The organism is Nonomuraea sp. NPDC049378, assembly GCF_055586745.1.
In genome coordinates, this window is record NZ_JBVJHP010000010.1 from 210842 (window position 1) to 224426 (window position 13585).

The following is a 13585-nucleotide window of genomic DNA, read 5'->3' on the forward strand; positions in this document are numbered from 1 at the left end:
TTCGATGATCGGCGCCATCGCGGACGACTTCACCGGTGCGACCGACGTCGCGGTGGCCCTGCGCCGCCGTGGCATCCCCACCGTGCTGTTCTTCGGGCTTCCGCCGGAGGCGGCGGAACCACCCGGGCACGACGCGGTCGTGATCGCGCTGAAGACCCGGACCGCCCCCAGGGCGGACGCGGTCGCGCAGTCGCTCGCCGCGCTCGGCCGGCTGCGCTCGCGCGGCGTCCGCCAGGTCTACGTCAAATACTGCTCCACGTTCGACTCCACGGCCGAGGGGAACATCGGGCCGGTCCTCGACGCCCTGGCCAGCGCCATGGACGTGCCCCTGGTCGCCATGACGCCCAGCTCGCCCGAGCATGGGCGCACGCAGTACAACGGCTACCTCTTCGTCGGTGACGTGCTGCTCGCCGAGTCGCACATGCGGCACCATCCCCTGACCCCGATGACCGACTCGTACCTGCCGCGCCTGATGGAGGGCCAGAGCGCGCACCGGGCGGGCGTCGTGACGCTGGCGCAGGTCCGGGCCGGGGCGATGGGGCGGCGGCTGGCCGAGCTGCGGGCGGAGGGCGTGCGCTACGCCCTCGTCGACGCCGTGGACGACGCCGACCTCGTGACCGCGGGGCGGGCGCTGGCGAGCGCGCCGCTGGTCGCGGGCGCGGCCGGGCTCGCCGGCGGGCTCGCCGCGGCGCACGCGCGGTCCGGGCACGACGACCCGCCCGCCCCGGCGCCGCAGGGTGCCGCGGCGGTGCTGGCGGGCAGCTGCTCGGCCCGTACGCTGGAGCAGGTCGCCGCCATGATCGAGGCGGGCAGGCCGGCCTACCGGCTGGACGCGCTGGCCGACCAGGACCCCGGGTCGCTCGCCCGGGACGCGCTCGCCTGGTACGACACGCTGGACGTCGAGGCCGGAGCGCCCCTCGTCTACGCATCGGCCGAACCCTCGGTGTTGCGCCGCGTGCAGGAGATCGTGGGCGCGGAGCGGTCGGCCGCGATCCTGGAGTCGGCGCTGGGCCGCGTCGCGCAGGGGCTGGTCGAGCGGGGTGTCACCCGCGTGGTCTCGGCCGGCGGCGAGACCTCGGGGGCCATCGTGAGCGCGCTCGGCGTGCCGGGCGGGCTGATCGGCGTGGAGGCGGCGCGGGGCGTGCCCTGGATCCACACGGCCTCCGGTCTCGCGCTCCTGCTCAAGTCAGGCAACTTCGGCGACGCCGGCCTGCTGGTGGACGCCTCACGATAACCCGCAGGCCCGAACCGCCGGCCGAGCCCTCTCAATGACCCCGGCGAGCCCGAGCGCCGACCGGACCCTCACAACGACTCCGCGAGCCCGAACCCGCCGACCGGGCCCTCACGAAGACCCGGTCGAGTGGGAGGCCGGGCGGCGGCGCGGGGCGTATCCCTGGTCTGGCCACGCACTCAGCGGGCGTATCCCTGGTCTGGCCACGCACTCAGTCGAGCAGCCCCCGGTGGCGGGCCGCCGCGGCGGCCTGGGTGCGGGTGGACACCTCCAGCTTGGCCAGGATGTTGGAGACGTGCACGCTCACGGTCTTCTGCGCGATGAACAGCCGCTCGGCGATCTCCCGGTTGGTGAGCCCCTCCGCGACCAGGCGGAGCACCTCGGACTCGCGGGCCGTGAGCCCTCCGCCGCCGGCCCCGTGGCCACCGCCGGAACGGCCCCCGCGCCCCGCACCGCCGGAACGGCCCCCGCGCTCCGCGTCTCCGAAGCGGGCCCTGCGGCCGAAGTCGTGCAGCGCGTTCTCCAGCGGCGCGGCACGCAGCTTGCCCGCCGTCTCCCTGGCGAGATCCCACTCCGCCTGGGCCTCCTCGCGGTCGCCGGCGGCGAGCAGCGCCTCGGCCAGCCGCCAGCGGGCACGGGCCGTCTCGTAGACGAACCCGTAGTCGAAGGTCTCCACCACCTGCCGCCACAGCTCCACGTCGAGCCGGCCGTGCGCGCGGTGCCACTCGGCCTCCACGCGCAGGCCCCAGGCCCGGCCCTCGGGACCGAGATGGTTGCCTTCGCCGGTGGGGCCGGCCTCGATGGCGTCGCGGGCGCGGCGGCGCAGGGCGTCGGCGCCGTCGGTGCTGCCGAGCTCCGCCAGCGCCCACAGCCCGATGGCGGCCAGCCGGATGTTGCCCGCTTCGCCGTCGGTCAGCCGGGCCATGACCGCGTGCACGTGGTCGAGCGCGGCCTGGGGGTCGCCGTTCCACAGGGCGTGCTCGGCGGCCAGCCCCCGGGACATGTAGGCGGCCAGGTCGTCGGACCAGAACGGCCGCAACCACCCCAGCCGGCTCTCCACCGCCGGCAGGCCGCGCCCCACCTCGACGAACAGCGCGAAGGACGACAGGATGGCCTCGGGCAGCGTGCCCACCCGGGCGGGGAAGCCGCCCGCGACCGTCTCCGCCTCGTCCCACTCGCCCGCGACGTAGTGGATGAGGAAGCGCAGGAAGCGAAGGTCGGTGCCGTAGGTGCTCCACTTGAGGCCGGTCTCGAACGCCATGCGGATGCCCTCGTCGGTCACCTCCGCCGCGTGGTCGAGCAGGCCGCCTTCGTAGTGGATGCGGGCGTGGTGAAAGCGGGCGCGCAGGTCCATCGCCAGGTCGCCGGAGCCTTCGGCGGCGGCGATGTTGACCAGCTCGTGGGCCCTGCCGGCGTCACCTCGGTATTCGACGTAGGTGGCCAGCGTGAGCAGCGCCCCGACCTCGGCGTCTCTGGCCCCGGACGCGCGGGCGACGTCGAGCGCGCGGGCGGTGAGGCCCTCGATCTCGTGGTGGCGCGGGCTCCAGAGCAGCGTGCGGGCCTGGGTGGCCAGGGCGCGGGCGAGCTCGGGCCGGTCGCGCGCCGTCTCGACCGCGCGCTCCGCCGCCGCGATCGCGGCCTGCTGGTCGTCGACCTCGTAGAGGTAGTAGGCGAGCCGCTCCAGCACCTCGGACGTCGGTGGCAGGGCCCTGAGCTGGATGATCGCCCGGTGGTTGTCGCCGCTGCCGGCCGCCGTGACGGCGCTGCGGAACGCCAGCCCTTCCCGGCTCTCCCCGGCGAGCCCGGCCGCCCCGTCGACCCGCTCCCACAGGCTGAGCGCCCGCTCGTAGTGCTCGTGGGCCTCGGCGGGCGCGCCGAGGAGCGCGGCCTGGCGGCCCGCCTCGACGGAGGCCGCCAGCGCCCCGGCCAGGTCGTGGCCGGCGAGATGGTGGTGGGCCAGCTCGGCGGGAGAGGACAGCAACCGGGCGAAGGCGGCGTGCAGCCTGGTGCGCTCGCCGGGCAGCAGGTCGGTGTAGACGGCCTCCTGCAGCAGCGCGTGGCGGAAGGCGTAGCCGTAGCCGTCGACCCTGAGCAGCCCGCGCGAGACGATCTCCCGCACCGCCTCCTCGAACTCCGCCAGCGGCAGCCCTGACACCTCCCGCAGCAGCTCGTCCTCCACCCTGCGCACCGCCACGGCGGCGGCCCGCAACACGCGCTGCCCGGCCTCCGACAGCACCTCGACCCTGGTCATCAGCAGGCTGGCGAGCTCGTCGGGCAGCTCGTCACCCTCGGCCATGGCCGCGAAGAGCTCCTCCGCGTAGAACGGGTTGCCGTCGGCCCTGGACACGATGAGCCCGAGCTCCCGGACGCCCACCTCACCCATCGTGGCGACATAGTCAGACATGTCGCCCTCGCTCAGCGGCCCCAGCTCGACGTGCGTCACCGTCGGGAGCCGCTTCAGCTCCGCCAGCACCGAGCGCAGCGGATGGCGGCGGTGGAGATCGTCGGTGCGATAGGTGCCGACGACGCAGACGCGCTCGGTCTGCACCATGCGGCTGAGGAAGACCAGCAGGTCACGGGTGGACCGGTCGGCCCAGTGCAGGTCCTCGATCACGAACAGCACCGGCTGCACGTCGGCCAGCAGCCCGAGCAGCGACCCGAACAACCGCTGCTGGGTGAGGCCCGCCGACTGCGCGCTCTCCGTGCCGGGGAGCAGCTGGCCCAGCATCGGATGGGCGGCGGCGGCCTCGCGCACCTTCGGCTCCGCGCCGCGCAGCGCGTCGGCCAGCGGCAGGTAGGGCAGCGCGTCGCCCAGCTCGGCGCACTGGCCGGCCAGCACGTGGAAACCCCATTCACGGGCCTCGGCGACAAGCTCGGTGACAAGCCGGGTCTTGCCGATGCCGGCGTCACCGCCGACGAGGGCGACGCCCGCCATGCCGTCGGCGGCCGACCGCACCACCCGCACGAGCCTGGCCAGCTCGGCAGAGCGCCCGACGAGGAGACCTTTCACGCCAGAAACGATGCCACGCCCCTCCGACACTTTATTGGTCCGGGGAAACGGCCTCCGATTGGCCCTGATCTCCCTACCAAAAGCATTTTACGCTGCTCTTTCGTGATTCCTCCAACAACGTACGCCCTCTTCGTGACCGCCTCGCTCGCCCTGATCCTCATCCCGGGGCCGAACCATCTCTACATCACCGCCAGAGGCCTCGCCCAGGGCCGGGCGGCCGGCCTGGCCAGCGCGCTCGGCGTGGAGATCGGCACACTCGTGCACATCGCGGCGGCCGCCGCGGGCCTGTCGTACGTGATCTCGCAGTCGGCGGCGCTCTTCGCGATCGTCAAGTGGGCGGGCGTCGCCTACCTCGTCTACCTGGGCATCCGCGCGTTCACCGGCAAGGACGCCGAGACCGGGACACCGCTTCGGCAGCCGCTGCGCAAGGTGTTCCTCGAAGGCGTGCTGGTCAACGTGCTCAACCCCAAGGTGGCGCTGTTCTTCCTGGCGTTCCTGCCGCAGTTCGTCGACCCGGGCGCGGGCTCCCCGACCGTGCAGGTGGTGGTGTTCGGGCTCACGGCGCTGCTCCTGGGGCTGGTGTCGGACGTCGTGTACGCGTTCGCCGCCGGCGCGCTGGGCCGCCGCCTGCGCCGCAGGGCCAGGGCGCTGCGGTACGTCAGCGGCGTCGTCTACCTCGGTCTGGGAGTGGCCACCGCGTTCGCCGGAAGAAGATGATCCGTGCCGGTGCCGAAGCCGCGCCGCGGGACGGGTACGGCGGTTCAGAGAGCCAGCGCGGCCGGGATGCGGTCGAGCACGGGGTGGGGCGCGAGCCCGTACGCGTAGAAGTCGACCGCGAGCGCGCCCGCCGCCTTGGCGCCGCGGGCCTTGGCCACCAGCCGGTCGGCCGAGTCGCTGTCGGGATGCCCCGGCCGCAGCACGGCACGCACCTCACGATCCTTGCCCACGGACCGCAGGTAGGCTGCCACGTCGTCGGCCACCCTGGCCGCGTCGCGCGCGTAGGCCAGCACCCCGAAGGCGGGCACCAGGTCGCCGAGCGCCACCAGGTCGACGCCGAGCTGCCAGGCGTCATGGGCGGCAAGCCCCGGCGTGGGCAGCCCGTCGGCGTAGCCCTTGACCGCGCCCGTGGAGTCGATGAACACCAGCTTGGAGCCCTCGTCCGCGACGGCGGAGGCCACCTCGGACACGAGCGTGGTCACGGTCTCCGACCGGGCCCTGGCGTAGGCCACGACCTCCGGCCCCGCGTACGCGGTCAGCGCCGCCCTGGTCACCTCGCCCTGCGCGGCCGGGTCGCCGTCGAGCACGCCGCCCACGATCCGCGCGCACTCGTCGCGCGCCACGTCGGCGTTCACGCCCAGGTCGGTGGCCCTGCGCATGCAGTAGTCGCAGAAGCAGAGCCCGAACAGGTAGGTGTCCATCGGCCCGAGCGGCACGAACGAGCGCTGCGGTCTGAGCGGCCTGAAGTGCAGCGACTCGGCCACCACGCTGTCGACTCCGAGCCCGGCCACCGCCCTGGCCAGCGCGACCGCGTATTCGCGCACGTCGGGGTGGGCGGGGCACAGGTCGGCGAGCGAGCCACGGTCGCCGAAGCAGTCGCGGACGGTCACGTCCGGATGTCTCTCGCCGAGCGTGGCGTTGCGCAGGAAGACCGTCCATCCGTGGAGCTTCATGGAGCGCTGCGCACAGGCCTCGCGAAGCCCGTCGAAAGCATCCTGGTAGCCCGGCACGGGAGCGAGCCGGAGCCCGGCGAACAGGTCGGGTGGCGGGGTGAAGTGGGCGCCGTCGTGGCGGACGGTCAGCCGGGACAGTCCGTGCGGGGTGACGTCGCGTGAGGCGTGGTGCACGGCGCCGACGGTGACGCCGCGCACGCCGTACGCGCTGATGTTGTCGAGCACCCGCTCGACGCCCTCGCCGCGCAGGTCCTCGACGAAGGCGTATACCGAACTGTCCACAAACAGACCTTAAGCGCTCTTGTGCGCGACGAAGTCGATCTCCACCAGGATGTCCATCAGCTCGGACCCCACGGTGGTGCGTACGGGGAAGGGCGGGTTGAAGTACGACTTGTACACCTCGTTGTACGCGGCGAAGTCGCGCTTGAGGTGCTGCAGGTGGACCGTGGCCTTGACCACGTCGTCGAAGCCGAGGCCGTGCGCGGCGAGGATGGCGCCGAGGTTGCGCATGACCCGGTGGGTCTGGGTGGCGACGTCGTCGCCGTCGACCTCGCCGGTCTGCGGGTCGATCGGCCCCATGCCGGAGGTGTAGACGAAGTCGCCCACCACGAGCCCTTGGGAGTAGGCGCCGATCGGGGCGGCGCCCTCGGTGGTCCTGAGCTCCTTCTTCACGATTTCTCCCTAGAAGTTGGTGTGTATCGTGCCCACGACACGGTAGTCCTGGTCCACCAGAGGCAGCTCGCGCCACTTGTCGAACGCGGTGCACGGGTGCGAGATGCCGAAGGCCAGCAGGTCGCCGACCTCCAGCCCGTCGCCGCGCACCAGGGCGTGCTGGTCCTGCATCCTGGTGACGGTGACGCCCGCGCGCCGCGGGACGGGCAGCCCCTCGTCGTACGGCGCGTCCCGCTTGCCCATGCCGACGACCGCCAGCCCCGGCTCGGGCGTGGAGAGCACGTGCGCCCACACCTCCAGCGCCGGCCGCAGCTCGCCCTGGATGCGGGTGAACGGCGTGCGCTCGCGGTAGTAGCCGTCGTCGTGGGTGACGTAGGCGCCGCTGCGCAGCAGGATGCGGGCCTGGGTGGCGACGAGCTCGCGCCCGATCACGTCGAACCACTGGCTGCCGCCCACGGTCAGGATCGGGTCGCGGACGCGGAGGTAGGCGAGCGCCTCCTGCAACGAGTCCAGATATTTCCGCACATCGTCGGCGGTCTTGAGCGCGCCCTCGTACCCCGCGATCCCCGCCGGCTCGACCCCGGGCGTCTCCTGCGCGCAGGCCACCACCGCCAGCAGGTCGTCCAGCGAACGGCACCCGGCACGCCCGCCCTCGTGCCCCAGCTCCACCAGCACCCGGAACGGCCGCGACCCCGCGTGGCGGGCCAGGATGCCGATCCCGGCCACGGAGTCGGCGAAGCTCAGGAACTCGAACGCGGGATCGCGCTCCAGCTCGCCGGCCGCCCAGGCCAGCCCCGCCGGGTCAACGACCTGGTTGGCGACCATGATCCGGCTCGCCCCGAACCCCCTGGCCGCCTCGGCCTGGCGCGGCGTGGCGACGGTCAGACCCCAGGCGCCCGCTCCGAGCTGGAGCGCGGCGATCTCGGCGGACATGTGCGTCTTGACGTGCGGCGCGAGCTCCATGCCGTGGTCGCGGGCGAAGGCCGCCATCGTCGCCACGTTGTGCTCGAGCGCGTCCTGGCGCACCACCATCAGCGGGAAACCGAGCGCTCCGTCGAAGATCGACCGCCCGAGCGTCTCCTGCACAAGCTCCCTTTCCCTCAGCGTCCGACGCCATCCTGACATCCCTGACATCCCGGGCATCCCGGCATCACGGCTTGAGCGCCCGCCCAGATGTGGCGCCGGTCAGCTCTCCCCCGGCCAGCACGCGCACCCCCGACACGAGCACGTCGTCCACGCCGGACGCGAGCGTGCGCGGAGCGGCGTACGTCGCCAGGTCGGCCACCGTGTCAGGGTCGAACACCACCACGTCGGCCGCGAACCCGCCCCGCACCAGCCCTCGGTCGGCCAGCCCGAACCGCCGGGCCGGATGCGCCGCCAGATGCACCGCGGCCTGCTCCCACGTCCAGTCGCCGAGCTCCCTGACATGCCGGCCAAGGAACCGGGCGAAGGCGCCGAACCCACGCGGATGCGGATGACCGCCCACATAGATCCCGTCGGAGCCGCCGGTCTGGGACGGATGGCGCAACATCCGGCGTACGGACTCCTCGCCCTCGGGGCCCTCGTCGGGGCGGGCGGACACCACGCCCGCCTCCAGCCGCGTCTCCGTCAGGAGGCGGCGGCAGAACGCGGCCGGGTCCAGCCCTGCCCGCTCGGCCGCCGCCACCATGGTCAGGCCCTCCGCCCACTCCAGCCCGGGCGCGTGCGAGACGGTCAGCCTCGGCCAGGTGCCGGCCAGCGTCGGCCACCAGTCGTCCAGCCCGTCCGAGGCGATCATCTCCAGGGCGCGGTCGGTCTCGGCGCCGGGCACGGACGGCGGCAGCACGACCATGGCCAGGATCGTGTTGCCGCGCAGGTAGGGGTAGGTGTCGAAGGTCAGGTCGACGCCCTCGCCGAGCGCCTGCTCGACCAGCGGCAGCAGCACGCCGGCGGGGCCGTGCAGATGGGAGACGTGCACGGCGGCGCCGGAGCGCCGGGCGATGTCCACGACCTCCGCCATGCCGACCCCGGCCTGCGGACCGTAGGCGCGCATGTGGGTGACGTAGGGGAGCCCGCCGAGCGGGGCGCACAGCGCGGCCAGCTCCTCGGCGGAGGCGTAGCGGCCCGGCAGGTATTCGAGCCCGCTCGACAGGCCCGCCGCGCCCTCGGAGAGCCCGCGCTCGACGTGCCGCACCATCGCCGCGAGGTCTCCCGCCGAAGCGGGAGCGGGCGACGGGCCCATGACGTCGTAGCGGATGGTGCCGTGCGGCAGGAGGTAGGCGGTGTTCAGCGCCACCGCCCGGTCGTAGCCGTCGAGCAGCTCTCCCACGGTCAGCGGCCCGTCCTGAGGAGCCCGGCCGGGCAGAGCCCCGCCCCGCGGCGCCCCGTCGGACAGCGGCCCGTCGGACAGCGGCCCGTCGGACAGCGGCCCGTTGACGGCGGCGAAATAGCGGGCGGCGTAGGCGACGGTCGCGGCCGAGCCGGGCGCGAAGGACAGGCCGTCCTGCCCGAGCACGAACGTGGTCACCCCCTGCCGGAGCGCCGCCCGCTGCACGACCGGGTCGAACACGGCCGCGTCACCGTGGGCGTGGCAGTCCACGAAGCCGGGCGCGACGAACCGGCCCGTCGCGTCGATCACGGTCTCGGCCTGCGCATCGCCCAACCTGCCGACCGCCGCGATCCTGTCGCCGGAGACCGCCACGTCCGCCCGGAACGGCGGGGCGCCCGTGCCGTCGAGCACCCTGCCGCCGCTGATGACTACGTCGAACCTCACCCAAGGATTCAATCAGAGCCGCGGTACGGCTTCTGGCCGCACTCCACGGACTCGTTGACCGGATGTTCGGCCAGCAGGTCGCGGGCCTGCGAGCGGGCGAGGTTCCAGCCGTTCCACGGATCGGGACGGTCCAGCCCGTTGGCCTCGACCACGTCGGCGAGCACGCAACTGCGCTGCGGCTCGGGCAGCCGGTCCAGGGCCGGCACCGCCTCCGCGCCGAGATCGCCAAGGTAGTCGGAGTCCAGCTGGGTGCCGCCGCGCACCTCCACCTGCGAGTACGCGACCCGCAGGTCGGGGTTCACCACCGCGAACGCGCCCAGGCCGAGCGCGGTGACCAGCACGACCGTACGCGGCAGCCAGCCGGAGCCGCGCCCCGCGAACCGTACCGCCCCGGCCAGCAGCACCAGCGCGAACAACGATCCCAGCCACCAGACCGCGGCCTGCACCGACAACCGCAGCCTGGACAGGCCGTAGGCGTCGGTGTAGAGGTTCATGCGGTGCAGCGCCGAGACCAGCACCACCATCGTCAGCCCGCACAACATCGCGAGCAGCCCCGCCAGCACCCAGCGCTCGCGCCGCTCCGCCTTCAGCAGCCCGCCCGCCACGGCCACGATGCCCAGCACGAACACGCTGACCACGACCAGCTGGAAGAAGCCCTGCCTGGCGTACTCGGCGTAGGTGAGCCCCGCCGTCCTCAGCACCCGGGCATCGCCCCCGAACAGCGCCGTGATCTGCACCGCCACGAACGACGCGAACAGCAGGTTCACCGCCGTGAGCGGCACCAGCCAGATGCTCCTGCTCACCTTGAACTTCTTCTGCGGCCCCACGGGATCGTTCACCGGCCGCAGCGCGACCAGCACCACGGCGGCCAGCAGCACGGCGAAGAGCACGAAGAGGAAGATCCGCAGCGGCGCGGACTCCACCCAGTCCGGCGTGGTGGTCAGCCGCTCCAGATAGCTGGCGAACACCGCGTCCGCCGAGGCGAACAGCAGGCCGAAAACCGCCAGCAGCACCGCCGTGATGGCCAGGGCGGCCAGCGTGGGCATGACGCGCCGCCTGGCCTTCAGCTTCTTCAGCGGCCCGGCCAGGAACCAGTGCACGGGACCCAGCGCGAGCACCACGGACACGCCGCCCCTGATCACGCCCAGCCAGCCCGCGCCCGCCCCGGAGACCGCCAGCGCGCCCAGCCCGGCCCCCGCCACGAGCAGGATCGCGACCAGCCAGTCGGCGTCGCGCACCGCCGCCATGGCGATCAGGAAGTACGCCAGCACCCCGAACGCCACCGTCCACGGCGTCATCCGGCGCGTCACAGCCGGGAACGCCGCCGCGCCCAGCACCAGCGCCACCAGCACGAACCCCAGGCCCACCTGGGCGTCCGGCAACGCCACCGCCGCGAACACCCCGGCCCCCACCGCGGCGGGCAACAACCAGCGGGGCGCGTCGGGCAGGTCGGGCTTGGGGAACAGCGGCGGCGGCACGTACGGCGGCGGCCCCACCGGCCCGCCCCCAGGCCCCACCTGAACGCCCGGGCCCGCGTAGGCGCCCGGCCCCAAGGGGACCCCCGGTCCGGCCTGGCCGCCCGCGGGACGTGCCGGTCCGGACGCCGCGCCGCCGTGACCGGCCATCGCCCCCGCCTGCCAGCCCGCGCCTCCCGCCTGCCCGCGGTAGGGACCCACCTGGTACGCCACCGCAGCTGTGCGCCGCGCTGACCCCGCCCCCATGGCCACGCCCACGGCGCCCATGACGGCGACGCTCACGACGAGCGTGACCAGGGCGAATCCGGCTCCGACCGCGATACCGGCGAACGCGGCGGCGAACAGCCCCACCGCGAACCCGGCCAGCACCCCGATGACCCCGCCGCCGATCATCCTGGCGTAGCTCGCGCCGACGGGCGGCGACCCGCCGGGCACGGTCGCGTCCACGGCTCTCCCCCCAGCCGTCGCCACGACGCCACCGGCCGCATGACCCGCCGAGGCCGCCGCAACGGGACCGGCGTCCGCCGCGGGAGCGCCCTCGACACCACGGCCGGCCTCCGGTGCGCGCCGTGTCGTGGCGCCTTCGGCAGGCGCCGGATCCCCGCTGCCACCGGGGGACGAAGGTCCGGTCGCGACGCTCATCACGGCGCCGGCGGGAGCGGCCTGAGTACCCGGCGATGTCCCCGGCGATGTCCCCGGCGATGTCCCCGGAGATGTCCCCGGAGATGTCCCCGGAGATCCCGGCTGTGACCTTCCGCCGTCCGCCGTCGCGGCCGCGCCCTCCACACCGTCGGTCCCCCGTCCCGCGACAAGCCCCGCAACGGCCCCCGCCGCTGGAACGGCCTCCGATGCGGCTCCCGGTGCGGAAGCGGCAGCCGGCGCGGAACCGGCCTCAGGCGTCGGAGCGCCCGCCGGTGCGGGAGCGGCCTCAGGCGCCGATGCGGTGACCGCGCCGCGGCCGGCGGCGGGATCGGCGGCGGGATCAGCGGCGGGATCGGCGACGTCCCTTTCCAGCGCCTCGCTCCCGACGGCCGGCGACCGTTCGTCCCCCGTGCTTCGTTCGTGTTCCAATGGCGTGTCCGCCATCGTCGTCCTCCCTGGTAATTCGACGACCATCCGGCACCCCGGCCGGTCGTCGATGCGGATGGAACCCCCGTGCAGCTCGACGATCTCCTTCACGATGGCCAGCCCCAGTCCCGCGCCTCCCGCGTCGGCGGTGCGTCCCGCGTCCAGCCGGGAGAAGCGTTCGAAGACGCGTTCCCTGGCCGCCGCCGGGATGCCGGGCCCCGGGTCGGTGACGGCGAGCCGTACCGCGTCGCCCTCTTCGGCGCCGCTGACGGTGACCACGCCGCCCGGCGGGCTGTGGCGTACGGCGTTGTCGAGGAGGTTGGACAGGACCTGGGCGAGCAGGTCGGGGTCGGCGCGCACCCCCAGCCGGCCCGGGACCACCCACCGGATGGTGACGTCGTCGCGGGCCAGCGACGCCTCGCGGACCGCCTGCTCGACGTGCCGCGCCAGTTCGACGGGCTCGGGCTCGATGAGGCGGACCCCGGAGTCCAGCCGCGACAGGTCGAGCAGCTGGGCGACGAGCCGTCCGAGCCGCTCGGTCTGGGCGAGCGCCGTCGACATGGTGACGGGGTCGGGCGCGGAGACGCCGTCCACGACGTTCTCGAGGATGGCGCGGAGCCCGGTGATGGGCGTGCGGAGCTCGTGGCTGACGTTCGCGACGAGCTCGCGCCGCTGCCGGTCGACCTCGCCGAGGTCGGCCGCCATCGCGTTGAACGCCCTGGCCAGCTCCCCCACCTCGTCGCGCGAGGTGGCGCTGACGCGCAGCGTGTAGCTGCCCTTGGCGATCGTCTGGGCGGCGCTGGCCATCTGGCGCAGCGGCTTGGTCATGCCCATGGCCAGCACCTGCACCATGATCAACGCCAGGACGACGGCGACCGCGATGCGCACCTCGCCGGCCAGGCCGGAGGCGATGCCGACCTCGTTCACCACGAACGCCGTGCCCACGGCCAGCACGATGACGATGCCGAGCTTGACCTTGATCCGGCCGAGGAAGTCGAGCGGCCTCATTGGCGAACCAGCGCGTAGCCGACGCCGTGGACGGTGCGCACCACGTCGGAGCCGAGCTTGCGGCGCAGCGCCCGTACGTGGCTGTCGACGGTCCTGGTCGCGGCGGCTTCGGAGAAGCCCCACACGTCGGACAGCAGCCGGTCGCGCTCGAAGACCTGTCCCGGCCGCTCGGCCAGGCGCCGCAGCAGGTCGAACTCCGTCCTGGTGAGCTGCGCCTCCACGCCGCGCACGAACACCCTGCGCGCCGCGGTGTCGATCTCGACCTCGCCGACCCTGATCACGGTGTCCTCGACGGCGAGCTGGGAGGCGCGTTCGACCCGGCGCAGCAGCGCGTGGATCCGCGCGACCAGCTCGCGCATGCTGAACGGCTTGGCCAGGTAGTCGTCCGCGCCGACGCCGAGCCCGACGAGCACGTCGGTCTCGTCTCCGAGCGCGGTCAGCATGAGCACGGGCACCGGCCTGGCCGCCTGCATCCGGCGGCACACCTCTAGTCCGTCGAGACCGGGCAGCAGCCGGTCGAGGATCACCAGGTCGGGTTCGGCCCTGCCGTACTGGACGAGGGCGTCCTGCCCGTCGCCCGCCACCCTGACGTGGAAGCCCTCGGCCGCCAGCCTGTTCCTGACGGCCAGGGCGATCGTCACATCGTCCTCGACCACGAGGATGCGCCGCTGCTCTGCCACGTACGGAAGCCTAGAAGCG

The 13585-nt window shown here is 73.8% G+C and carries 9 protein-coding genes; 2 read left to right on the forward strand and 7 right to left on the reverse strand.

What is annotated here, in order from left to right; all coding sequences use genetic code 11:
- Positions 1-4: 4 nt before the first annotated feature.
- On the forward strand, positions 5-1234 hold the full coding sequence (gene otnK, locus ACZ6SA_RS23005; protein ID WP_465830215.1) for a 3-oxo-tetronate kinase: 1230 nt from the start codon (positions 5-7) through the stop codon (positions 1232-1234).
- Positions 1235-1442: 208 nt separating this feature from the next.
- Here otnK and ACZ6SA_RS23010 read toward each other — a convergent pair whose 3' ends face one another.
- Positions 1443-4241, reverse strand: a complete 2799-nt coding sequence (locus ACZ6SA_RS23010; protein ID WP_347643415.1) for a helix-turn-helix transcriptional regulator — start codon at positions 4239-4241, stop codon at positions 1443-1445.
- A gap of 102 nt (positions 4242-4343) precedes the next feature.
- Between ACZ6SA_RS23010 and ACZ6SA_RS23015 the strand changes: the two genes are divergently transcribed.
- Positions 4344-4958: a LysE family translocator gene (locus ACZ6SA_RS23015; RefSeq protein ID WP_443155372.1), complete on the forward strand. Its 615-nt coding sequence runs from the start codon at positions 4344-4346 to the stop codon at positions 4956-4958.
- A 44-nt stretch (positions 4959-5002) separates the two neighbouring features.
- Here ACZ6SA_RS23015 and ACZ6SA_RS23020 read toward each other — a convergent pair whose 3' ends face one another.
- From ACZ6SA_RS23020 to ACZ6SA_RS23045, 6 genes are all read right to left on the reverse strand, one after another.
- Positions 5003-6193: a hypothetical protein gene (locus tag ACZ6SA_RS23020; protein WP_465830218.1), complete on the reverse strand. Its 1191-nt coding sequence runs from the start codon at positions 6191-6193 to the stop codon at positions 5003-5005.
- 9 nt (positions 6194-6202) lie between these two features.
- A complete protein-coding gene (locus ACZ6SA_RS23025) occupies positions 6203-6586 on the reverse strand; it encodes a RidA family protein (RefSeq protein WP_165975130.1) in 384 nt (127 codons plus the stop codon).
- Between the two features lie 6 nt (positions 6587-6592).
- Positions 6593-7669: an alanine racemase gene (locus ACZ6SA_RS23030; protein ID WP_465830220.1), complete on the reverse strand. Its 1077-nt coding sequence runs from the start codon at positions 7667-7669 to the stop codon at positions 6593-6595.
- A gap of 64 nt (positions 7670-7733) precedes the next feature.
- Positions 7734-9335 carry an N-acyl-D-amino-acid deacylase family protein gene (locus tag ACZ6SA_RS23035; RefSeq protein WP_465830222.1) on the reverse strand — a complete coding sequence of 534 codons (1602 nt, stop codon included), beginning with the start codon at positions 9333-9335 and terminating at the stop codon, positions 7734-7736.
- An 8-nt stretch (positions 9336-9343) separates the two neighbouring features.
- Positions 9344-12886 carry a DUF4153 domain-containing protein gene (locus tag ACZ6SA_RS23040; protein WP_465830224.1) on the reverse strand — a complete coding sequence of 1181 codons (3543 nt, stop codon included), beginning with the start codon at positions 12884-12886 and terminating at the stop codon, positions 9344-9346.
- The gene (locus ACZ6SA_RS23045) at positions 12883-13566 is read right to left on the reverse strand and encodes a response regulator transcription factor (protein ID WP_443155375.1); all 684 of its coding nucleotides are present in this window, start codon (positions 13564-13566) and stop codon (positions 12883-12885) included. The genes ACZ6SA_RS23040 and ACZ6SA_RS23045 overlap by 4 nt, the downstream gene beginning before the upstream one ends.
- Positions 13567-13585 lie beyond the last annotated feature (19 nt).